The sequence below is a fragment of the Paenibacillus thiaminolyticus genome (genome assembly GCF_003591545.1).
GTDB classification, from domain to species: domain Bacteria; phylum Bacillota; class Bacilli; order Paenibacillales; family Paenibacillaceae; genus Paenibacillus_B; species Paenibacillus_B thiaminolyticus_A.
Window position 1 is genome coordinate 20,261 of the sequence record NZ_QYZD01000011.1, and the last position, 22,516, is coordinate 42,776.

Consider the following 22,516-nt stretch of genomic DNA (forward strand, 5'->3'; position numbering starts at 1 on the left):
CGATCATGGGTGTCAATTTGCCTTGCGCGACCACCCGTCCCAGCAATTTCAGATCCTCCACCGGTGAATGCCGGCTAATTTCCTCCCGAGAAAGAAGCTGTACAAGATTCGCCCGCCCGGAATTACCAGACTCTTCATATCAACGGTAGAGCGTGAGTCGAGGAGGAAAATTCGAGCGAAACGCATACCGGCAAAGATGCGGTATATCGTTTCCTCATTCATGCCGGCTTTGCTTGGCGTCGCTTTCTGCCGCTACTCGGCACGGCCACCGTGCAGAAGGTCACGGTCTTACCTCTGCGGATCGGGACTCCGTCTTCATCATTGACGATTCAATGTTCGAACGCAATCGAAGCAAGGCGGTCGAGTTGCTCGCCCGGTTCAAGGATCATGCCACCGGCGCTTATTATAATGCGTTTCGCATACTCACCATGGGATGGTCCGACGGGCATGCCTTCTTGCCGGTGGACTACGCGTTGCTCAGTTCAAGCAATTCTGCCATCAACGGCTTGAACGAGAACATCGACAAACGGACACACGGCTACAAGCGTCGTCAGGAAGCGCTCCAGTCGCTCCGCAGGTGATCGCGTCCATGTTGGATCGCGCTTTGGCAGCCGGAGTCACCGCATCCTACGTCTTGATGGACTGTTGGTTCACGCATGCGCCGTTCATTGGCGAAGTCGCTGCCCGTGGGCTGAACGTGATCGGGATGGTCAAAAATGGCAATGAGCGTTTTGTGTTTTCCCGATACCTTCATTCTGCTGGCTTGGCAGCATCGGCAAAGCACAGACGCTCGCTCCTTCGGCGGCGTGTTATATTTCCTGTGCGACGAAGTCGGTACGCTCGATTGGGTGGTTGCCTTGCAAACGTGTATGTTTTTATTCATATTATGGGATATCAATGAATTGGTTTTTTGTCGGAGAAATAAAGCATACCAAACGAATGCCGTGGCCCCGGCCTTGTGTGTATGCCGCCTCGTCCCTACGTCATGCCCGCTATTTGTGGTAAAATAATGACATATCATGCACGCCATAGTTAGGGAGATGAAGTGAGATGGAACAACAATCTCAAGTCCGTTTGACGGCCTTATCGAGCAAAGGGGGCTGCGGCTGCAAAATCGGTCCGGCCGATCTGTCCCAAGTGCTGCGCCAGCTGCCGAAGACAGAGAAGCACCCGGATCTTCTGGTCGGATTGGATACGAGCGACGACGCAGGCGTCTTCCGGCTGAACGACGATCTAGCACTCGTGCAGACCGTCGATTTTTTCACGCCGATAGTCGATGATCCGTATTCGTTCGGGCAGGTGGCTGCGGCCAATGCGCTTAGCGATATCTATGCGATGGGCGGCAAGCCGCTGACGGCGCTCAATATTGTCGCTTTCCCGATCGCGAAGCTGGACAAATCGGTGCTCGCCGATATTTTGCGGGGGGCTGGAGACAAGGTTGCCGAGGCGGGAGCGACGCTGGTGGGCGGCCACTCGATCGATGATCCCGAGCCGAAGTTCGGCATGGCGGTCACTGGCACCATCCACCCGAACCGGGTATTGACCAATGCCGGGGCTCGCCCGGGCGACAAGCTGATCTTGACGAAGCCGATCGGCGTTGGCATTATGACGACGTCGCTGAAGCGGGATCTGCTCCGGCCAGAGGAGATCGAGGTCGTCACCCGCACGATGACGACGCTGAACAAGACCGCCGCCGAGGTGATGGCGGATTTCCGCGTCCATGCCTGTACGGATGTGACCGGCTTCGGCCTGATGGGCCACAGTCTGGAGATGGCCAAGGGCAGTGGTGCCGGGCTTCATATCTACGCGGAGCAGGTGCCTGTTCTGCCGCGCGTCCGCGAGCTCGCGGAGAGCGGAGCGGTTCCCGGCGGAACGAAGAACAACTTCCGCCATGTGCAGGACAGCGTCCGGTTCGATGAGCGGCTGGACGAGATCGCACAGTGGATTCTGTGCGATGCCGTCACCTCCGGAGGGCTGCTGCTCTCTGTCGATGCAGAGGATGCGGAACCGCTCGTGGCCGCTATGCGGGAGCGGGGCGTCGCAGCGGCGTGTATCGGCGAAGTCGTCGCCGAGCACGCGAATGAGATTCGCGTCACCGGCGCGGAAGCCGGCTCAACCCGTTAAAGGCTGGCCGTACAGCATCGCGGCCCGGCATAGCTGCTGCGAATTGATCTGCTGATGCCCGGCATGCCAGACGACCCGCCCTTGGCGGACGAGCAGAATCTGGGGAGACACATGCGGAATTCCGAGCTCTCGCGCCACGCGATCGGACAAATGCTTCTCCTCGACGACACGGATGACGCTGATCGCGAAGCGGGAGGCAAGCTGCGGATAGCGGTTCACGAAATGATTGATTCCGACATGCGCGACCTTGCTCGACCCGCACTGGGAGCTGTGCTTATATAATAGCAGCGGCTTCTTGGCGGATAACTGGAGCATGCGGGTAAGCTGCTCATCAGATTGAATGATCGGGAGTCCTGACATCGGGGCTTCTCCTCCTTGTTCCGGTCTTCGGATGACATACGGGCCATTGCTCCGCACTGGCTTGGTTCTGGTTCTAGCCCGGGCGGAAGCGCCATACAATGGAACTGATCCGCGCAGCGTTGCATCCGAGGGGGTAGTCTGATTCGTGTGGGACATATCATGGATGACACTGATATTGCTCATATTGGCGAGTTACCGTTTGACCCGTCTGATTGTGTTCGATGAGATTCTGTCCTTCGTGCGCCGTCCCTTCGTCGAGGAACGGTTCAAGACGGATGAATCCGGCATGATGTACGCCGTCGTCGATGAGAAGGGCGGCCGCTTCCATGCGTTCATGCGCAAGCTGCTGACGTGCTACTGGTGCGTCGGCATTTGGTCGGCGGCTTTTTTGGTTGCGACTTATTTGCTCCTTCCGAACCTTATGTTCCCGCTTGTGCTTCTACTGGCTATTGCGGGAGCGGCCGGCATCATTGAATCTTATGTCAAAGGGTGAGTCTTCGGCTCGCCCTTTTGCCTATCGTTCTATGCACCGCCGGACCGGACTCAAGTCGACCGGATCAACGACAGCATCGCATCTAGGCGATCGGCGAAGGTATGCCCTGCTAGCGTCCGCCGGTAGGCTCGATCGGCAATCTCGTTCCGCGCGGGGCGGTCATGCAGATAGCGGTGGATGAGCTCGGCGCATTCCTTGGGCGAATCGAAGCAGACGATCTCCTCTTCCGGCCGATAGAACAAGGGCAGGTCAGGCCGATAATCGGTTAGCTGAAAGGCCCGGCAGGCTGCAATGTCGAAGGTCCGGTTATTGATGCTGTGTCCGGGCGCGCCGCTCCGGTTCTTGTCGAGGAGCGGGTCGTCCTCGCTCCGGTGAAGGTTGAGCACGATGCTCGCGCCATTGAAATATCGGGGCGTCTCCGAGAAGTTCACCCATTTCCCCCGTATGCTCGGCACGCAGCCGGAAGACCAATCCACCGAATCCCAGAAATGGCCGATCAACTGCACCCGCACGTTCCGCTCGACATAGCGGAGCATTTCCTTCATAAATGCGAGCCGGTTCTCGTACCCTGTACCCAAAAAACATACATCATGATGATACGTCGGATGCACCACATACGGGCGGAAAATATCCGTATCGGTCCCAAGCGGCAGGTGATGGACCTGAGCGCAGCCGCTGCGCGCATAGTAAGGAACGCAGCCCGAATCGATCGTGAATACATCATCGTATTCCCGGGCAACGGGCAGGGCATTATCGATGGCATACGGATCATCCACGAACCATGCTCCCGTCCGGATTCCCATTGACCTCACCGAACGGATTATCTCGGTTGGAAGGAACGATTTCGGTCCGACCATCGTCAGCACATAATCCGGCGCAGCGCAGCGGATGTCGGGAAGCAACTGGGAATACGGCGTCCGGTTGGACAGAAAAAAAGAGACCTCCTGAAAACGCTGCGTCAAGGCCTTGATAAGCGCATTATCCAATATATCAATCGGCCTCCGATAGCCGGATGCGATGTAATATAGCTTCATAGGCCCTCCTTGCTTGACGGCATGGAAGCCGGAAAATATGAGTAAAAAAGGGGGTGGTTGAGCCCACCACCCCAAGCGAACGGCATTCGATTATTAAGGGAACGGATAAGGTGCACCTGGGAAGACGTCAGGGCATTGTTGAGGGAAAGTGACAACGCAAGGACTTTCAGGAATCGGGATTTCGGCGCGCGGCTGGCACAATTCGGCTTCTACCATCATTTTGACCGTCGCCTTCACTTGAATGCTCTGGCAAATGACGATATCCACGTTCACGAACATGTTATTGACGATATCCAGCACGTCGATCGTCGTCGCTTCCGGAACGATATGGCAGTCGATGGTGGTTCCAGGCGGGGCGCACAGCAGAACCTTTTCGAAGCGGATGAAGTCCTTCGTGAACCGGCAATGGACGACGTTAGGCGTTACCCCCGTGTTGATAATTGTCACTTCATACGTGCCGAACTTCCGCAGCACTACCCGCTGCAGCGTAACCGGTCTGCCGCCTATCGTAACCACCACATTTTCACGGGTGGATCCGACTTTTTCTTCGCAATTCACGTTAAGAACTCTGGCCTCAATACGAAACGAAAGGGGCAGAGGCAAGCAACTAGAATCTACCGTGGATTCATCAACAATTTGGGTCGTTTTCAGTACCCAGTCGAATATTTTGGGAACCTCTATACATTCCAGAGAGGGTAAAGGCAAATATTCGGGGGGCGTCTGTTGCCCTTGAACCAACTTGCTCTCCATGTATGTTCCAGGCCTCCTTTTTAGATTTCAAATTCAATTACAGTCTATGGAGGCACCTATAAAAAGGTGACGAAACCCCAGTGTTTTTTTTGGAGGAATGCGGATGGAGAACGTGCACTATTTCCATGATCTGAGCGGCTCGCATTGGGTTGGCATTACAAGCGGCGGAGCGTTGGAGCATATCCTGTACCCGGTGGAAGGGAAGCCGCTCCGGAACCTCATGTCCGCCCCTTACCCGGTTCGCCGCTTAAGCTTGCTTTTCTCGGAAGAGCATTACGATATGCTGGCGGAGACGGAAAGAGGACTGTACTATGCCAAGTACCATCCGCTAACCGGAATGCGCCGGGAAGTCCGTGTCGACAGCCGGGCCGTCAGTTCCTTTCCATATCTGTTCCGGCATCGTTCCGCCCTCCGCATGGTCAGTGTCGTGACGGGAGAGGATCAGAACCGGTGCCTTATCCGGATTCGGGCGGAAGGAGCAGGGGAGGACATTGAGATTCCTTTCCCTGATTCCGGTTCATTGAACATGCATGTGAGGGAAGCGGCTTATGCCGTCAACGGGGAAGGCAGGCTTTATGGTCTGTATCATCTGCTGCAAGATGAGGGAGGATTGCAAACGCTGGATCTTCTTGAGATGGAGCCGGATTCGGAAGAAGCGGTGTGGCGGAGGCTCTTCGCTTCCCGTCAGCCGGATCAACGATGGCGAATCTGCCTGTCGCTCGATCGAGGCGGCCGCCCTCATGCGGCTTGGTCCATCCGGAGCGGTACGGCGGCCAAGTGCTATTACGCCAATGATCGGACCGACGTTCAATCCTGCTCGCCGCTGAAGATTTATTTTGAGGGAAATGTGCCGCAGCCTTATTTTCTGTGGATGGGAGAGCAGGTTTTCCTGCTCTATATTATGGAAGGCAATCGACTCAGTTGCGCTCGCTCGCCGAATATGGGTGAGGATTGGTCCGGCTTCACCGAGATCCGCCTGGCGCCGGAGGCGAAGCTGCGCCTCGTGCAAGGAATGGAGCGGGGACAGGGCAATGCCGCTCCGCTGCCATTATTGGGAACGGGATACCCTCATCTGCGTTCCATTGCCGGCTACGATTTATTTCCGCTGCTGCAGCGGGAACTTCGGCTGACAGACGGGGAGTCATTGTCCTGGATGCCTATGCATTTGAGGGAGATGTTCGATTGGATGATGCTCCGGGCAGACGGTGCCGCGCACTCGGTACGCCGTTTGGAGACGAATGTGGCGAACCAGCGGCTTCGTGTGGAGGAACTGCTCGCTTGTTACGAACGGCTGCAGGAGAAGGAGCGGTCCATGCTGGCCGAAATTAATGAGCTGCAAAACTGGGCAGGAGCGGAACCGATCTCACTGACTTTCATATGATAGAAGGACCAGTGTGCCCGGAAAGCGAGGAGGACGATATGGACATTCAGATTAATGCGAAGCCGCTGTGCACGATAGCCGACGAGTTTCTGCCCGATGTGTATCAACTGCTGGGGAAGCATTCTTTTACTTTCCATCTGGATAAAAGCAAGCAAATCTTGAACGTGGTCAATCCGCTGCATAAATACCAAATCGTGCTGGAAAACAAGGTAGGGAGTGTGGCGTCCCCGCTGCTTCAGTTGATGCGAGATTCGTTGAAGCATGCCGGCTTCCATGTGTGGATTATCGACAAGGAGCAAGATCGCGAACGCTGCTCCGAGGAATGGGACAGCGGCAAGCAGAGCATATGGCTGACACTGCAGCCGCCCGACGGGGAGAGAAAGGAAATCGTCGTCTATTATTTCCTGCATCAGATGAAGGCAAGCCGGCAGTTCGCCAACCTGTTAGTCCAGAACATTGCCAGATATAGCGATATCCCGATTCAGGGAGTCAGCTTTCATTGGAAGAGCGGACTGAGTTATATTTTGCCCCAGCCGGGCCAGAAGTTGACTCTGGCAGGACTTGCTTCTGGCGGCTTCGACAGCATGGGTGAAGAGGAGCGGCAGCAGCTGACCGATGGCGTTGTCGGTGCGGCAACGATTTTTTTAGGCAAGAAACCGCTTATGGAGCTGATTAAGCAGCTGCGGCTATTGGAGGGGCGCCAGATAGAGGCAGGATATCATCTGCCTCGGCCTGCGGCTTCCGAAGCGGCAGCGGGCTCTCGGATGCCCGAGTCATATGATGAAGCTCTGGCGGTGAACGGGAAGGCGGGAGCCGAAGGGGCAGAGCGGGTCCTCCCTGAACCGGCAGAGGAACGGAAAGAAGCGTTGAAGCTGGAGACAACAAAGCTGGAGACAACAAAGCTGGAGCCAATCCGGGTGCAGCTCTCGGAAGCGGAGAAGTCGCAGGAGAACGGACGGGAGCCGCTCCGGAAGGAACGGGCAGAGGAGCAGGAGGAGCCCGGAACGGAGTACATTCAAGTAAATCTGGCGGAAGTGCAGCAGACGGAAGCGGCGCCCGAGACGGTTCACCAGGATCCTGCGGACACACTGGAGCCGGCAGCGGCAGTGCCGGACAAGGAGCCGGCTGCAGGTGAAGATCCTGTAGCGGCCGCCCTGCTCGCCGCGGACGGTAACCCGGCGAACGAGGGGGCACAAGTGCGGGAAGCGACGCCGGCGGGAGCTTCTATTCCGGCTGAAGCGGCTCAATCCGAACAAGAGGAGCCGCCGGGTTCTATAGGGGAGGATGCAGTGAGCGGGGAGCGTGACCAACCTGCGGATGAGGAAGCGAAGCCCCGCACGACCAATTACTCCATGTTCTTATGGCTGCAGTCCCACTCCGGCAACCGGGTGCACCGCGATCGGGAACGAAGACAGCCGCCCCAGCCGTCTTTTTTCAGCTATGTAAGCCAACTGAACCACGCGCAGCAGTCCACAGACAAGCGGACCAAGCCGGAGCCACTTCATATACTCGCCATGGACAGGGAAAGGAGCCGTAAGCCGTAACATGGATGCGATCCACATGACGGCGCAAGCCTATCGCGATATGGTAGGCCATTGCATCAAGGAAAAGCCCCTGGAAGCCTGCGGGCTGTTGTCCGGCCGCAATGGCATCGCCGCACGATGCTGGCGAATCCGCAATGCGGAGCAGAGCCCGGTCGCATTCACGATGGACGGAGAGGAGTTGACGAGGGCTCTGCACGGTATGGAGAGCCTTGGCGAACAGCTGCTGGGCATGTATCATTCTCATCCGAGCGGCTCTCCCTACCCGTCCCCCTTCGATGCAGAGCATGCAGCCTTCTCTTGCTCGTATCTCATCATCTCGCTGAGGCGGATGCGTCCGCGCGTCCGCAGCTTCCGCTTTGCAGAAGGGACAATCAGGGAAGAGCAGATTTTGCTTGTCAGCCTATAAGAGATTGTTGCATGGATGAACGATGGCTGTGTCGTGCGTGACATCGGCACGGCTATTTGCCATGTACGGATTGATAGACCTCGGCCGCGAAAGCGAACCCGCTCATATGAGGATCGCTTGAGGGAGAAGAACCGGCTTGCTCGAAGGAGAAGAGAAATTGGACATCAAGGCCTATGAGAGCCGCATCGAACTGGATCGGGATGCTGTAGCAGCGTATGAGCTGCGTTGCCTTGCCGCTGCGGCGATCGGCAGTCAGGGAACAGAACAGGGACGTGGACGACTGACCTCCGATAAGGAGGGGAACGGGGGCATCCAGCATATTGAGCTTTTCGATATTACAGAGATCGATCCGGAAATAGGTACGGGTCGGGTCGTATATGCAGCAGCGGATAAAAATAGGATCTGGGACTTCCAACTGGATCGGATAGGTCTGGGCCGCGAAGCCTTTGGTTTCGTTCCGCTTGGGCCCGGCAGGCGGCGCGATCAGTTCGGGCATCGGCCCCGACAGGAAGTCGCTGTATTTGTCGATGAGGGACGCGAGAACGTGTTCTTGCCAAGCCAGCTTGGCCGTATGGACAACGTTGGGGGCGCCTCCGGACAAGAGCTGTGCCGCCGCCGCGGTACTGTCGGCTGCCGAGATGACGCTGCGCTCATGGCTTACGATCCGCTGAATCGGAATCAATGGCATGACGGTCTCCTCCTTCAAAAGAGGTCGCCATGCCCGCAAGTGCGAGCATGGCGGAAAACATGCGGCCAAACCTGGAATGGAAAATGAGCAGTTGAATTGCTTAGATAAGGTTCTGGTAAATATCGGCGGCGAAGGCGAGGCCGGCGGTATTGATAGCGCCATTCGTCAAGTAGTTCGTCACCTGGAACGAGAAGACGAAGCGAACGCCGATATTGACAGCGACTAGTCCAAGAGAAGCCGGAATCGAATAGAAGCGGACATTTTGCCAGTTATACGGATTGGCGACATCTGTCGTAATTCCGGTTACCGGATTGAGTGAACCCGCATTCAAATCGACGTCCAGCCCCGGCACAGGGATCAGATTGATGCCGAGAGAGGAGAAGGCTTGAATATGCGCCGTAACTGCGTTGTCGGCAAATACAGTCAACGCAAGCAAGAAGTCGTTGATTACCCCGATCTGTAACGGAATCGTAACCGACACGGCAGCGAAGCCATGCGTCTCGCCTGGAATAAAGGTTGGCTGCGTCCAGACGAATTGCGGATTCGGCGCGGCTGCGAACGACGTATTGTCATTATCGAATTTGGCGAGCTGAGGCCATATAAGCGGTGCGTTCCCGACATTGACGACATTGGGTGCCGCTCCTGCCAAGAGACTGTTCACTGCCGTGACCCGATCCGCAGCGGACACGACATTCGTTGTGCTGCTTGTAAGCCGTTGGATAGGAATGAGTGGCATTGGGAAAACCTCCTTCATCATGTGTTCGAAGGACGGTGGGATGTCCTCCTACTTTACTAATTTATGAAGGAGGGAAAAGCTTGGCTTGGATGAATTTACTAGATTCATTCACACAATCTTGCAGGGCGCGGCGGGTTCGAGAGAAGGAAAATGCAGCAGTTGCACCGGATTAGACATCTGTGATGTTAACATTTTACACCAGTATGTAAGCGTGGATAGAAGATTTTCTTTCTATTAGGCTGCGCGGTCATATCGGCTGTGGCCCCATACCATCCTGGGCAGGAAGAGGCTATCCTTATGGGTATCCAGGAGGCCATAGGCAAGCGGTTGGCACAATTAACAGGATCTGAAGGGAATGGAAAAACCGAAGCAGCGGGATTATGAAGGATATGGGGCAGAGGGATCGATCCGAAGAGTGATGAACGCGGGGATCATGAATGGCCGTAATAGAGGATTCGCGCCGAACGAGCCGATTACATGGGCAGAGATTGCCGTGGCGGGCAGATCGGATATTGAAGCAGCTAGGGGACAAAGCCTAATTTTCTCTAAATGGGTCCAAGCCAAGTCAAAACCCGGCTTATTTCATATGATATGAGTACCTAGAAGAGAGGAGGTTGGCATATGAGCGGTGTTGTTGGAGGTATTGGAGGCTTCTCATGTGGATTCGGAGGCTTTACTTCTATTGGTGTAATCCTGGTTCTGTTTATTTTGCTTGTAATTATTTCTCGTGGATTTATCTACTAAGATTCACATGGTTGTATCCTGCGCTCATGGTTCACGTTCATCGCATGCCCTGCCACTTCAGCAGGGCTCTTTTTCTGCAAATTCAAACATATACGGCAAAGGCCCTGGATTAGTCCTATTCCAAGAAGGATAATATCTCATATACGAAGAACAACGAGATCGAACTGTGGCCAAACTCAATCCGCTCATCACACAAGGCAGTCGTAAGAAAGAAGACGAGTTTCTATTCAATAAAGATGCTGGTACGTATGTACAGCTGGTCATATGGCACTCCGAAAGGCACGTCAAGGTAAGAAAGGTGCTGGCACCAACCAGACGGACACCTACTATTTTGACGTAGAGAAATGCAAGCGTTGTCCATTCAAGAAAGGTTGTTATAAAGAGGGAGCCAAAAGTAAAACTTACTCCGTGAGCATGAAGTCCAAGGAACACACGGAACAAATGGCGTTCCAAGAAACGGAGTCTTTCAAAGCGAAATCTAAGGAACGCTACAAGATTGAAGCGAAGAACAGTGAGCTTAAACACAGGCACGGGTATGATGTCGCCACATCCTCGGGTTTGCTTGGCATGCAAATGCAGGGGGCAATGGCCATATTCGTAGTGAATCTAAAGCGGATATTAAAGTTAACGGATTAACCATACCGGACAGTACAGCGATTTAAGAATCGAAAAAGGAGGCATCCGCTCCAAATTAACTCGGGCCGATGCCTCCTTTTTAATTATTCATGCTTCAGAACTGAAAACCCAGTGAGTCTTCAGTGGCCTCAATTATTCCGAGGCTTTTTTCTTACGGATATAACACGGAGTGGAGAAAGGGTGGGCGCCCCATAAAATGAGTAATTAGCGTCTTCTACGGCGTCTGCACTCTACCAATACTCTTTGACCCCGATGCAGAATAACAGTGATTGCTCTACGATGACGTCTCATTCAAGCCACCTCCTTTCTTAATATTACAATATGAGAGAATGCTTTAATTGCTTGTGCTAAAGCTGTAGGGAAACTATCATGAAAGTTTCGCCGCGATGAAGAAGAGTTCCGCTGGCATAGTGCTCACGGGCTCCTTTTTTTGTTGCATTACGAACTTGTATTTGCATACGGGAAACCTGTTTACGACGCGTCTTGAGCGCATGCCAATGATCCGCAGACGATATGTCGTCTGCGGATCATGGCATCATCGCTGCGTCCGGGTGCTATAGGCCAGAGGCGGCAACGATATGATGAATGGCATCATTCAATTGATGGTCCTTCACGGATTCGTCAGGAACGATGATTCCGAGGCCGAATTGACTGCGGGCCCGGTGGAGCCGGAGGCGAAGCTTCGTATCCCGAAGGAAGTCCTCTACGGCAGTCAAGACGCCATTTCTCTCCCCGTACTCGTATTCCGCATTATGCACGGATGAATTATGGCCCCCTTCGACCAATTCATTGACCCCCGGCAGTATGCCTTTGCGGGCGCTCGGCTTCCGGTAAGCTTCGGGTATCGACTCCGGAAAATAATACATGTCTCTTCTTCCGTAAGGCCATTCCAAATCATGCAAAAACACGATTGGGTAGCGGCCGTGTCCTTCCAATGCCTTCAGTTCATGGTAGACGGTGTACCAATTATGATCCCCGTCCAGCAGCGCCGCGTCGCAAGCCCCCACCTGCGGCAGCACGTTCAGACTGAGATCGGGAAGCATGACAAAGGCGCTCCCGAACTGCTGCTGCAGAGCGGCGACATCGAACAGAGGCGAAGGATCGACGGCGATGAGCCGGCCTTGCGGAACCGACTGGACATAGGTAAGAAGATTCAACGTATTCCACCCTTGGGCGCAGCCGACCTCGACAACAGCCGCGGGCCGGGCAAGCTCCAGAACCGGGCGAATAATCGCGTTCCAAAAATGGATCAATCTCGCTCTCCCTCCATCGTTATCGGGCTGAATATAGCTGGACAAACTCTTCTACTCGATTCGAGAGCATCAGCGGCCAAGCGGCTTGAATCTGCTCCATCGGCCAGTCCCACCAGGCGATGCGCAGCAAGCCGTCAATGATATGCGAAGGGAAGCGGTACCGGATGACGCGCGCCGGGTTGCCGCCGGCAATCGCATACGGCGGGATATCCTTGGATACGGTGCTGCGGGCCGCTATGACGGCCCCGTGGCCGATCGTTACGCCCGACAGCACATAGGAGTCCATTCCAATCCAGACGTCATGGCCGATAACCACGTTGCCTTTGGTCTTCGGATGCCCTGTATAAGGGGAGGCCGCCGGAAAAATCGGATTAAACGGGTAGGTCGTGACCCAGTCGACATTGTGCTCCCCTCCCAGCAAAATCGTAATCCGGGCGGCAAAGGAGCAGAACTTGCCGATGGTCAGGGTGGCTCCTTCCCCCCAGGAGAACACATCGGGGTCCCCGTAGCTCCAATCCCCGATAGCGTATGCGGAATAGGCCGGGTTTTGGTTCATAAAGACGCTCATTTCTGAATCTCCCCCCTCTTCCGGCCTGGATCGGCTTGAATCGCCGTGAATCAGGTTATGCGGATCCGCTGCGCATGGCGAAGGTTAATGCTGGTGGTAGCTGTTCTCTCTCCACATGGCCAAGGCATGGAGGAGCTGCGTCACGCCCGGCTCCGGCACCGCGCTTCCCTTGATGCCGATGCCGATGACCGTATGCGGGAACAAGGCTTCCCCGGCATAATCCGTAATGACGGTATCGAACGGCTTCAAAATGCTGGCGAAGCCTTGCGGGGTGAAGCGCCAATAATCGGCAGGGTAATCATGTATCCCGAAATTCATCACCGAGCTGATGATGACGATGCCGTTCGGCTTCAGGATGCGGTGAATCTCGGTCAGCGCAAGACGCGGATCCTCGACATGCTCCAGCGTATCGAGCGAGAGCACCATCCCGGCCGTCTCGTCAGGGAGCGCGATTTGATGGAGATCGAGGATGAGATCGACCCCGGTGCCCGGCCGCATATCGCAGCCGACATACGTTTTGCCCGGGAAAAACGGGCGTAAGTCCGCAAATCCAACCTGCCCTTCCACCTGGTAGGAACCGAATTCATAAATCGGCTCTTCGCACGGCAAAATCTGTGCGCAGATGCCTACCAAATTTTTAATAATTTGTCTCATGATGCCCTCCTTTTCGACTAGCCCGAGGCGGCAAATCACCCCGGGACAGCAGCTGCTTCATTACTCTATGCAAGCGCGGAGGCAAGTTCTCTAGACGTTCGCACATAAATGCGGATCACTCAGAAGCTGCAGTGGATAGAAATCGGGTTAAGCACCGGGAAATGCGACTCCCCGGCTTCCAGGAGTCCATGGATGGCAAGCGGGCCGTCCCGCAGCCTCTCAATGGCGCACGAGACATGGAAGTCCGGCATTTCCAGCCAGACGCCCGGAGGCATCGTCAGCGGTTCGATGGATTGAATGATGTACTCCCCGGTAGCCTTGCCGTTAGCGAACCATTCATCCTCGGTGAATGACCAGCCCGATTTCCGGCCGTCCTTCCCGTAGACGCTGAAGGCGGGAATGAGCTGGGGAGAGAGAATTTTGCCGCTGATGTCGCAGGAACGGGCGGGGGTGACGGAGAGGATGATGCGAGGCTGTTCGATAGGCTCCGATCCGGCGTTGCGGAAGAGCATCGTGACGAAGACGGACACGCGTTCCGCCTCCGTGTCGAAGTCGATGACGGATTGGAACAGGCATTCTGCCGCCTGGACGGCAGCTTGCGGTTCGGTCATGCGAAGCACCTCACTTTATACGTAAGTTCATGATTGAAGCATGGGGAGGCGGGTGCCGCCTAGTTCGATGGCGGCTTGCCGGCCGCCGGCTGCAAAGACGGTTCGGAAGCGGCGGTGCGGCGGTGGGGCGTCTGAAAGGGCGGGCGTGAATGGGCGGCATACAGAGTAGAACGGAAGGAAGCTTCGACGGGGGCCTTCCCCCTCTGTCCATGTTGCCCCTCCGCAGATATCCGCCGATTGTTGTGCCGAAGCCGGTTAGCTTGCCGGATGGAACGGCGAATCCGAAGTTCCTCCTCCAAGATGGAGAGGCGCCGTTCCAGATCGGCAATCCGGGATTGAACCATTTGCTGACACTGCTCTAACTCCTTCCGCTCCTCCTCCAAGGGCGTGATGCGGCCGGAGAGCCGCTCGACGGAGGCGAGGGCCTGCTTCGCGAAATGAATGCTGGAGCGGAAGTCCCGATCGGCCCGGTAGGCGTCGAGCTCCATCCCGCTCAAGCGGATCGCTTCCCGAATGGAGGGGCCATCGGCAATCCATTGCGGTTCCGGCCCGCCGGAGCTTGTTCCGGTGACAGAGCACCAGAGAACCGGATGGGCGGAGGCGCTTGAAGACAGCGGTCCCCAGGTGCTCGTGGCCAGATCATAATCAATGCGGCAGATCATATCCTCGGCCGCCCAACTGAAGCGGAGCCGTTCATAATCGGCGCCGCAGGAGATGACGGAAGCGGGAGCGGCAGGAATGGCGATCGCTTCTTCGGCGATTGCTTGCCAGCATCCGTCCATTTCGGATTCATAGATGGCGAACGCGAGTTGACCAGCTAGGAGCCGGACGAGGAGACATCGGGGACGCTCCGGTGCGGGAACGGCGCTGGCAGGTAGACGAGCGAGGCGCGAGGGGACGCCGGCGTCTGTCGGAGGAAGATTCATTCCTTCTCCGGCCGCACTCCACGTACCGGACGAGGAGTCGTAATTCCAGCGGCATAGAAGAAACCTGCCCCGTCTCATCAGCAGGCCGCAGGCTGACAGGGAGCGTTCGCTCGTCAGCCACTGCATGGCAATGACGCGATCCGCTTCCGCCATCACGGCAGGCTCGTGCCAGTGGATTCCCGTGAGCGCCGCATGCTCGACGTGTGAAGCATACTGCAGCAAGAGGTGGAGCCGGTTCGCGCAGCAGGCCAGCTTCAAGCCGGCAAGCCCGGCGTATTCCCCGGGCAGCTTGCTTGTACGAGGCTCCTCCTGATCGGGATGGATCCGGGCGTGCACCAGCTGCTGATGGCGGTTGAGATATACAAGATGGACGTAGTCCTGATCGTCCTGACATACATCATACATGCCAGCAGCCTCGGTCAGCCGCAGCTCCGCCGTCCGGCCGCACCGGCTGTGCTCCAGCACTTCAATGACCAGTCCGTCTCCGTCCTGACGAATGACGGACATATGGCTGCCGTTCGCTACCCAATAGCGAAGCTCCATTCGAGTTCCCCTCCCTGTTCTGACCGTGTTGCCTTCTCTTCATCCTATTCAGCGGAAGAGAGAATTAGCTCACCGGGCCGCAAGGCGGACTTGGCTCCTCCAGGATCCTTCAGGTGATGCGTGAGCCAAGGTCATACGCACAGGCAAAGGGAAGAATGTGCTAATACACTAATCCCAGTATTATCCGCAAGTGCTGGAGGGATTCTTATTGATACTGATCCAAAGGCTCTACTTGTTGTTCCGATTGGAAGGCGAGCAATTCATCGCAGAATTATATAGCCAGCTTCTGAATAAGGAACCGGAATCGAACGGCATCAGGCACTTCACCCGGCTGCTTCAAGCCGGACATAGCAAGCTGTCGATCGTGGTGAGCTTCCTTCGCAGCAGCGAGATGAAGAAGAAAATGGCGCAGGGCGGAGCGGCCTGCGATGAACGTGCGGCCCTGTGTCACACCATCTCCAGCCTGATCTTGAACAGGGGAGAGGCCGAATTCATCCGCGATCTGTACGTGGAGCTGCTCTGCCGCGACGTCGAGGACGAGGCGTTACTGCATTATCAATATAAACTGCGCCACGGAAGAAGCCGCATGTCCGTCCTGCTTGGGATACTTACCTCTCCAGAGTGCCAGGGCCTGCTCGCGCAGCCGGAGCTCCCGCGCTTGAACGGCCCGATTGAGCTCGGCAGCTTCCAGCTGACTCCCGAGGAAGAGAGCGGGACGAAGCCCCCGGCGCAGCCGGCTCCGCCGCTGCAGCGCAAGGTTTCGATTGTCATCTTGACGTGGAACGGATTGGAGCATACGAAGAGGTGCCTCGCTTCATTGGAGGAAACGGCCCGTCACGAACGCATTGAGATCGTGGTGTTCGATAATGGCAGCACCGATGGCACGCTACCTTATCTGCAGAGCTTCCCCTGGATTCGAGTGATTGAGCATGGCGCTAACATTGGATTTACGGCAGGCAATAACCTGGCCATGGCCCATTGCGATCCCGGCAGCGATATTCTGATGCTGAACAACGATATCGTGGCGGAGGAGCCTCAGTGGGTGGAACGGCTGCAGGAGACGGCCTATTCGGATCCGGATATTGGCATTGTCGGCTGCCGGCTGCGCGGTGACGACGGACTGGTGCAGCACGCAGGCACCTTTATTTTCGCGGAGACCTGCTGGGGGCAGCAGATCGGCGGGCTGGAGACGGATATCCGCCAATATGCGTCTGCGCGGGAGGTTCAAGGGGTCGTCTTCGCTTGTGCTTACGTGAAGCGGAGCCTAATAGAGGAGCTAGGCGGTCTGGATACCGATTATTTCGCTTATTTTGAGGATACCGATTATTGTCTTCGGGCACTGGAGCGAGGCTACCGGGTCGTCTGCGACGGCCGGGTAACGTTGACCCACTCCCAGAATACGACGACAAAGGTGAATCAAGTCGATTTCTCCGGGTTGTTCGAGCAATCACGTATGATCTTTCGGGACAAATGGCAGGCTCGGCTCGAAGGAAGCTATGAGAAAAGGCTGAATTGGCATTCGATCGTGAATGCGCCAACCGGTTATGCGACATCATCCAAAAATTTGATGATCGCGCTTGATGAGAAACGGATTAAAATGCATTACCGTTATGTGTACGGCCCGGGGACCCCGCATGCCGCGGAAGAGCCTCCGATGAGCGACGATTACCGGATCAATATTTTTCGCATGCGCCATGCCGATCCAAATGCGCCGGAGGTCGTCTATGGACAAGGGGATGTCTTCTACAAAAATGAGGGGAAGTACAAAATCGGCTACACGATGCTGGAGGTGGACGGAGTTCCAGAGGAATGGGTCCATCAATGCAACCGCATGGATGAGATATGGGTGCCGTCCCAGTTCAATGTCGATACGTTCCGCCACAGCGGGGTAAGGGTGCCGATCCGCATTATGCCGCTTGGCGTGGACCCGAACTATTTCCATCCCCGCATCCGCTCCGCCCGCTTCTCCGATCGGTTCACGTTTCTGTCGGTATTCGAGTGGGGCGAACGCAAAAATCCGGAGGATATGCTGCGCACCTTCGCCAACGTATTCGCCCATGACGATGTCCTGCTCGTATGCAAAATCATGAACGCCGACCCGACGATCAACGTGTTGGCCGAAATCCGCAAGCTGAATCTCAAGCATGTCGAATCGAAGATAATGATTTTATACAATCAGAAGCTCCCGTCGTATTTGCTGGGGAGCCTGTACCGGTCCGCGGATTGCTTCCTATTGCCGACCCGGGGGGAAGGATGGGGCATGCCGATACTGGAGGCGATGGCATGCGGCTTGCCAGTCATTGCCACTGACTGGAGCGCGCAGCGCGACTTCCTGAACGAGCGGACGGGATATCCGATCCGGGTCAAGCAGCTTGTGCCGGCGGTTGCCAAATGCCCGTACTATACCAATTTCCGCTGGGCCGACCCGGACTATGAGCATCTGGCGTATGTAATGAGACATGTATACGAGAACCGGGAAGCAGCCCGGGAGCGCGGACGGAACGCCGCGCAGGAAGTGATGTCCCGCTGGACGTGGTCGCATGCCGCGCAGCATATTGCCGACCGCATACAATTGATATGAATGGAGAGTGACGGCAATGCGTTACATCGTTGGCATTCCGTATGTCAACCGTCTTGATCTGCTGAACCAGGCGGTTGCCAGCATTCGCCCCTATTGGCCGCATACTTACGTGCTGGATAATTCGGCAGATTCCGAGCTGAAGGGCCATGCCGGCTTGAACGAGCTGGTGAACATCATCCATCCGCCCGTCCCGCTGACCTTCACCCAGTCCATGAACTGGTTCCAGCGAATTGCCGCTGAGCAGGGGGCAGATGCGGTCATGTATATGCATACGGATGCCGAGGCGCATCCGGGAACCCCTGAAGCCTTCCTTCGCGTCTTGACGGAGCTGAAGCAGAGCGGACGGAAGTGGGGGCTGGCCTTGACGAATTTCGATGCACTGGCAGCCTACAATATGGAGGCGGTGCGCGCGGCGGGGCCGTGGGATACGGTGTTCAGCAGTTATTTCGCGGACATCGACTACCACCGCAGGCTCCGTCTGGCAGGATATGAGGAGATTTTCACGGAGCTGCCGGTAGATCATCATGAGAGCTCTTCACGCAAATCGGATCCCCGCCTCAATTTTCTTATCGATTCGACCTGGCCGCTCTATGAGCGATATTACGAGCTGAAATGGGGAGGACGGATGGCACAGGAGACCTACTCGGTTCCATTCAATCTGGCACCGTAACATTCCACGTTTGATCACGAAGTGATGCAGGAAGGAACCCGGCATTGAATCTTGCATTCACTCTTGAAAAGCGTATGCTTCCGAGACTTTTTGAACACATACGAAAAGGAGGCAAGAGCAATGCGCTTGACTGACATCAAGCGAACGTATCAGGCGGTCTACAGCCTGGGCTCGAACTGTTATCCGGCGCAGCGGCTGGAGCGGTATGGCCTGCGGCCCTACAGCGGGGTCATCGACTGGATGTACTCCAATTCGATCCCTGGGCTCTGTCTGCTGCTGCGCAACCGGTTCGCGGGATTCATGTACTCCGACCATATCGAAGTGGACGGAACGGAGTTCAATGGACATAACTATTCCTTGCTGGATCGCATCTACGGGGTGCAGTCGGTTCACGATTTTCTCGTCGCGGATCAACTGGAGGGCATTGTCCGTAAATATCCGGAATTTCAGGAGACGCTGCAACGGAGAATTGCCCGCTTCCTTCGCAATAGCGAGCAGGCTGAGTGGGTTTTCTTTTTCCGGCTGCATGCCTCCCATGAGGAGGCGGCGGCATTGGAAGCGGCGTTGGCTTCGATCGTCCGGCACCAATTCCGCCTGCTCGTCGTCAATCCGGGGGCTGATCACCGAATCGTGGAGCTCGATTGGCCATTGGCCCATACCTGTGCGGTGGAGGCACCGATTGCTTGGGATGCGGACAGCGATCGGGCGTGGAACGAATTATTCGCCGGCATCCGCTACGAGGCCATGCCGGGATGAGAACTGTTGCAGGTCCGGCTGTCATGCCGGCCTCATCATCCGTTAACATGCGGAGCAAGCGCAAAAATCGCCAGCTTACAGGGAAGCTGGCGATTTTGCATGCTGCCGCAAGCATCATACCTGCTGCGGCAGCCTGGCGTGGAACGCATTCAACAGATTGTTCATTACGCGGGGCCAATTGTAATGCTTGGCAGTCTCGAACCCGTTGGCGACGAGGAATTGGGACAATTCCGGGTTGGACAGCACCTTGACGATGCCCTGGGCCACTCCATCGGCGTCGCCCTTGTTGACAAGGATGCAGTTCCATCCGTCCTTGCAAAATTCCTCATTGCCCTCCGCTCTCGTCGTGACAACGGGCGCTCCGCAGGCCATCGCCTCCAAAATCGGGAGCCCGAAGCCCTCGTGGTAGGAGGTCTGTACGAAGACGCCGCAGTTGGCATACAGGTAGGCCAAATGTTGATCCTGAGGGTTCGAGAAATGATGATGCGGTATGCCTGAAATGCCAGGAGGCTCGACGCCGAACGTGACGAAGGAAGCATGGGGCAGTTGGCGGCATGCCGCCGTCACGGCCTGCACGGTGACATCGAAGCCCTTCAAATGCTGGCTGCGGCGGCTGCAGGCAAGAATGCGCTGCGGATCGTGATCATGGGTACGGTTCGGCTTGTAGACATTGAAATCAACGGCTATCGAAATATTGGTTGCCTGTTGATGGAACCGTTCCAGCAGCTCTCGGGTCGTCCAATCGGCAATCGTCAGCATATGGACCGGGACTCTGTAGGTTTGGCGGACCCGCTCCTGCATATCCGGCCAATTCGGATAATAACTTTCTTCGATATCCTGGACGAGGTAGAACGGGATGCCGCGCCCGCCTCTGCGCCGATCGCAGCTGTGCCAGACGACGGACATCGTCTTCCACCACGTTGCTATCTTGATGCAGTCCATCCATTTCAAGGTGTGCAGCATCATCCGGTAATTCGGGAAGCGGCGCACGGGGATTTGCAGCGGGAACCAGGAAGGCTGGCCGTCCAGCGCGAACAGATGAACCTTCACGCCCATCTCATGCAGCCGGTTCACCTGCTCCAGCACATTGCGAATGCCGCCGGACAAGCCGGTAAGCTCCAGTACATAGACAACTTCAAGCGGCGCGCTCATTGGATGTGATTACCTCCCCATTTGGCCCAGAACTTTTTGCGGGCCTCCATTTCTTTGACTCGCCAATACCGGTTTTTATTCGCTCGCGTCGTCCCGCGCGTAAATCCTTCATAATGCAGGGCGCAGGCCGTTCCGCTGTAAATGACGCGGAAGCCGTGCTGTCTGGCGCGGTAACAGAAGTCGACATCTTCGTAGGCGATGAAGAACTCCTCCGAGAAGAGGCCGATCCGGTCTAACACTTCCCGTCGGATCAGCATCAGGGCGCCTGTAACGGAAGCCGCGTCCTCCACCGCTTGCGCGGGAGGGTAATCGGCGGGCTGGAAGCGATAACGGTGATCGAAATTCCTTTTCGGCCCCTGGATGACGCCGCCATGCTGAATCGTCATATTCGGATACAGCAGCCGCGCGCCGACGATACCAACCTCCGGAGAGAGCTGCATCGCCGCCAGCATATGCTGCAGCCAGCCCGGCTCGTGGAAGATGATATCATTGTTCGCGATCAGCACATAGTCCCCGTCAGCGTGCTGCAAGCCCAGGTTCACGGTCCGGCTGAAGCCTTCGTTAGTCTGCTTGGGAATGAAACGAACGTTCATCGAGGCGGCCCAGGCGGCCAAATCCTCCTGGATCGGAGGCGGGCTGCCGTCATCGACGACAATAATCTCATATTCTTCATAGGCCGTGTTGATGAAGCTGTTGACGCAATGCTTGACCAGATCCGTATGATGGATCGTCGGAATAATGAGACTTATCATACAGGTGAATTCTCCTTTTACCGGCTGTCTATTTCCTGCAGTCGCTGCAGCATGCGCAGGGCGCTGGCCTCCCATGTATACATTCCGATGACGGTATGGCGGCCAAGGGCGGCCTTAGCTGCGGCTTCTTGCCGATGGGTATGGACGTGGCGCATCAGCTGGCGAAGGTGGGCGACGCTGGGCAAGGCCCACAGCAGCCGGGATTGCGACGGCAGGAACGGGGTGAACCGCTCCACATCGATCAGATAGCCGTTCTGATCGTTGACGAAGTCGAGGTGGGCCGACCAGCGGGTTGTGATGACGGGCCGACCGGCAGCCATCGCTTCCATCACGGTCATGCTCCAGCCCTCTCCCCGTGTCGGCAGAACGTAGCTGTCCGCGCAAGTATACAGCCGGGCCAGATCTTCCTCGGACCAGGAGTGGACCGTGGATAACAGGATGACCGATTCGTTCGCCCGCCCCGTCAATTGCGAGGCGAGGTTATTGACATAGGCGTGCTGCCGGCCGATCTCCTCAGCCGTCGAGGCGCGCGTCTTAATGATCAGGCAGACGTCCTCGGACGGGGAGAACTCCGCCAGGAATGCGCGCAGTAGAAAATCAATGCCCTTGCGCTCGTCGAAGGAGCAGACCGACAGGAAAGCATACTCCCGTCTGCCGGGAACCGGGAGCGGAGGCGCGCCCGGGTGATATACATCCGGATCGGTGCCGTAGGGCATGACTCTCAGCTTATGGGCCGGCACGCCTGATTGAATGAAGGTGTCGCGATTGAAGGTGGACGGCACCCATACTTCATCCATCATGGAGCAGCGGCGCGCCCAGGTGAAGGACAGGCGGTTGCATTCGAACATCGTCATGCCGATGGAATACCGGGCCGGATCCCGGTAAAAGGCATGAGCCGGATAATGGAACAGCACCGTATGGCGAGGCGCCAACGGTCGATGCATCAATGTCGTCAATTCAGCCGCGATGTCAGGCGCCATAGGCGTATGGACGACTTCAGGATGGACGGGGGAGAATTTGGGATATATCCCCCGGCGGATGAATTGAAGCAGCAGTTGCCGGTTTGCTTTAGCATATCCCGTCGGCTCGAATAGGGTACCTATATTGTGGATGGCAGTCTCTCCACTCATCTGCTTCCCTCCTTGGGATGGAGG

General features: G+C 56.3%; 23 protein-coding genes and 2 pseudogenes. 12 read left to right on the top strand and 13 right to left on the bottom strand.

Annotation, left to right across the window (positions count from 1 at the left end):
- Window positions 1-162: 162 nt before the first annotated feature.
- Together DQX05_RS33420 and selD are read left to right on the top strand one after the other, a co-directional pair.
- Window positions 163-863: pseudogene (locus DQX05_RS33420) on the top strand (transposase); the annotation flags it as partial.
- A 187-nt stretch (window positions 864-1,050) separates the two neighbouring features.
- Complete coding sequence (gene selD / locus DQX05_RS13555) at window positions 1,051-2,124, top strand: selenide, water dikinase SelD (protein ID WP_119794137.1); 1,074 nt, start codon at window positions 1,051-1,053, stop codon at window positions 2,122-2,124.
- Here the strand turns inward: selD and ytxJ are convergent.
- Complete coding sequence (gene ytxJ / locus DQX05_RS13560; protein WP_119794138.1) at window positions 2,113-2,484, bottom strand: bacillithiol system redox-active protein YtxJ; 372 nt, start codon at window positions 2,482-2,484, stop codon at window positions 2,113-2,115. The two genes, selD and ytxJ, sit on opposite strands and share 12 nt — an antisense overlap.
- Window positions 2,485-2,629: 145 nt before the next feature.
- Between ytxJ and DQX05_RS13565 the strand changes: the two genes are divergently transcribed.
- Window positions 2,630-2,977 carry a DUF1360 domain-containing protein gene (locus DQX05_RS13565; RefSeq protein WP_119794139.1) on the top strand — a complete coding sequence of 116 codons (348 nt, stop codon included), beginning with the start codon at window positions 2,630-2,632 and terminating at the stop codon, window positions 2,975-2,977.
- Window positions 2,978-3,027: 50 nt separating this feature from the next.
- Here the strand turns inward: DQX05_RS13565 and DQX05_RS13570 are convergent, their stop codons facing one another.
- Together DQX05_RS13570 and DQX05_RS13575 are read right to left on the bottom strand one after the other, a co-directional pair.
- Entirely contained in the window at window positions 3,028-4,011 is a 984-nt protein-coding gene (locus tag DQX05_RS13570) for a CgeB family protein (protein ID WP_119794140.1), read from the bottom strand.
- A 93-nt stretch (window positions 4,012-4,104) separates the two neighbouring features.
- Entirely contained in the window at window positions 4,105-4,761 is a 657-nt protein-coding gene (locus DQX05_RS13575; protein ID WP_119794141.1) for a BMQ_0737 family morphogenetic spore coat protein, read from the bottom strand.
- A 103-nt stretch (window positions 4,762-4,864) separates the two neighbouring features.
- Between DQX05_RS13575 and DQX05_RS13580 the strand changes: the two genes are divergently transcribed.
- Genes DQX05_RS13580 through DQX05_RS13590 form a run of 3 tightly spaced genes read left to right on the top strand, consistent with a single transcriptional unit; the run spans window position 4,865 to window position 8,092 of the window.
- Window positions 4,865-6,142 carry a carboxylesterase gene (locus DQX05_RS13580; protein WP_119794142.1) on the top strand — a complete coding sequence of 426 codons (1,278 nt, stop codon included), beginning with the start codon at window positions 4,865-4,867 and terminating at the stop codon, window positions 6,140-6,142.
- A 38-nt stretch (window positions 6,143-6,180) separates the two neighbouring features.
- Window positions 6,181-7,686: a cytosine deaminase gene (locus tag DQX05_RS13585; RefSeq protein ID WP_119794143.1), complete on the top strand. Its 1,506-nt coding sequence runs from the start codon at window positions 6,181-6,183 to the stop codon at window positions 7,684-7,686.
- A gap of 1 nt (window position 7,687) precedes the next feature.
- A complete protein-coding gene (locus DQX05_RS13590; RefSeq protein WP_119794144.1) occupies window positions 7,688-8,092 on the top strand; it encodes a M67 family metallopeptidase in 405 nt (134 codons plus the stop codon).
- A 52-nt stretch (window positions 8,093-8,144) separates the two neighbouring features.
- Here the strand turns inward: DQX05_RS13590 and DQX05_RS13595 are convergent, their stop codons facing one another.
- Window positions 8,145-8,780, bottom strand: a complete 636-nt coding sequence (locus tag DQX05_RS13595) for a histones H3 and H4 (protein WP_119794145.1) — start codon at window positions 8,778-8,780, stop codon at window positions 8,145-8,147.
- 100 nt (window positions 8,781-8,880) lie between these two features.
- Window positions 8,881-9,516, bottom strand: a complete 636-nt coding sequence (locus DQX05_RS13600) for a hypothetical protein (RefSeq protein WP_119794146.1) — start codon at window positions 9,514-9,516, stop codon at window positions 8,881-8,883.
- A 355-nt stretch (window positions 9,517-9,871) separates the two neighbouring features.
- Here DQX05_RS13600 and DQX05_RS30725 point away from each other — a divergent pair, with 355 nt between their 5' ends.
- The 3 genes and pseudogenes from DQX05_RS30725 to DQX05_RS13610 all read left to right on the top strand — a co-directional run.
- Complete coding sequence (locus DQX05_RS30725; RefSeq protein WP_182914738.1) at window positions 9,872-10,111, top strand: S-layer homology domain-containing protein; 240 nt, start codon at window positions 9,872-9,874, stop codon at window positions 10,109-10,111.
- Window positions 10,112-10,137: 26 nt separating this feature from the next.
- Window positions 10,138-10,260, top strand: a complete 123-nt coding sequence (locus DQX05_RS31410; RefSeq protein WP_220483177.1) for a YjcZ family sporulation protein — start codon at window positions 10,138-10,140, stop codon at window positions 10,258-10,260.
- Window positions 10,261-10,373: 113 nt separating this feature from the next.
- Window positions 10,374-10,896 (top strand): annotated as a pseudogene (locus tag DQX05_RS13610) (transposase); the annotation flags it as partial.
- A gap of 554 nt (window positions 10,897-11,450) precedes the next feature.
- Here the strand turns inward: DQX05_RS13610 and DQX05_RS13615 are convergent.
- From DQX05_RS13615 to DQX05_RS13635, 5 genes are all read right to left on the bottom strand, one after another.
- The gene (locus DQX05_RS13615; protein ID WP_119794147.1) at window positions 11,451-12,149 is read right to left on the bottom strand and encodes a class I SAM-dependent methyltransferase; all 699 of its coding nucleotides are present in this window, start codon (window positions 12,147-12,149) and stop codon (window positions 11,451-11,453) included.
- 19 nt (window positions 12,150-12,168) lie between these two features.
- The gene (locus tag DQX05_RS13620; RefSeq protein ID WP_119794148.1) at window positions 12,169-12,717 is read right to left on the bottom strand and encodes a CatB-related O-acetyltransferase; all 549 of its coding nucleotides are present in this window, start codon (window positions 12,715-12,717) and stop codon (window positions 12,169-12,171) included.
- 84 nt (window positions 12,718-12,801) lie between these two features.
- Window positions 12,802-13,371: a class I SAM-dependent methyltransferase gene (locus DQX05_RS13625; protein ID WP_119794149.1), complete on the bottom strand. Its 570-nt coding sequence runs from the start codon at window positions 13,369-13,371 to the stop codon at window positions 12,802-12,804.
- 119 nt (window positions 13,372-13,490) lie between these two features.
- Window positions 13,491-13,982, bottom strand: a complete 492-nt coding sequence (locus tag DQX05_RS13630; protein WP_119794150.1) for a D-Tyr-tRNAtyr deacylase — start codon at window positions 13,980-13,982, stop codon at window positions 13,491-13,493.
- Window positions 13,983-14,041: 59 nt separating this feature from the next.
- Window positions 14,042-15,451, bottom strand: coding sequence for a transcriptional regulator (locus DQX05_RS13635; protein WP_119794151.1), 1,410 nt, complete (start codon window positions 15,449-15,451; stop codon window positions 14,042-14,044).
- Between the two features lie 208 nt (window positions 15,452-15,659).
- Between DQX05_RS13635 and DQX05_RS13640 the strand changes: the two genes are divergently transcribed.
- The 3 genes from DQX05_RS13640 to DQX05_RS13650 all read left to right on the top strand — a co-directional run bounded on the left by DQX05_RS13640 (window position 15,660) and on the right by DQX05_RS13650 (window position 19,458).
- Window positions 15,660-18,032 (top strand): DUF4214 domain-containing protein, encoded by a 2,373-nt coding sequence (locus DQX05_RS13640; RefSeq protein ID WP_119794152.1) that lies wholly within the window; start codon window positions 15,660-15,662, stop codon window positions 18,030-18,032.
- A gap of 16 nt (window positions 18,033-18,048) precedes the next feature.
- Complete coding sequence (locus DQX05_RS13645; RefSeq protein ID WP_119794153.1) at window positions 18,049-18,702, top strand: glycosyltransferase family 2 protein; 654 nt, start codon at window positions 18,049-18,051, stop codon at window positions 18,700-18,702.
- 120 nt (window positions 18,703-18,822) lie between these two features.
- A complete protein-coding gene (locus tag DQX05_RS13650) occupies window positions 18,823-19,458 on the top strand; it encodes a DUF1796 family putative cysteine peptidase (RefSeq protein WP_119794154.1) in 636 nt (211 codons plus the stop codon).
- 114 nt (window positions 19,459-19,572) lie between these two features.
- Here the strand turns inward: DQX05_RS13650 and DQX05_RS13655 are convergent, their stop codons facing one another.
- From DQX05_RS13655 to DQX05_RS13665, 3 genes are read right to left on the bottom strand one after another with little or no spacing between them, the layout of a single operon-like run.
- Window positions 19,573-20,610 (bottom strand): glycosyltransferase family 4 protein, encoded by a 1,038-nt coding sequence (locus DQX05_RS13655; protein WP_119794155.1) that lies wholly within the window; start codon window positions 20,608-20,610, stop codon window positions 19,573-19,575.
- A complete protein-coding gene (locus tag DQX05_RS13660) occupies window positions 20,607-21,362 on the bottom strand; it encodes a glycosyltransferase family 2 protein (RefSeq protein ID WP_119794156.1) in 756 nt (251 codons plus the stop codon). Before DQX05_RS13660 ends, DQX05_RS13655 begins: the two co-directional genes overlap by 4 nt.
- Before the next feature lie 17 nt (window positions 21,363-21,379).
- A complete protein-coding gene (locus DQX05_RS13665; protein WP_119794157.1) occupies window positions 21,380-22,492 on the bottom strand; it encodes a glycosyltransferase family 4 protein in 1,113 nt (370 codons plus the stop codon).
- Between the last annotated feature and the right edge of the window lie 24 nt (window positions 22,493-22,516).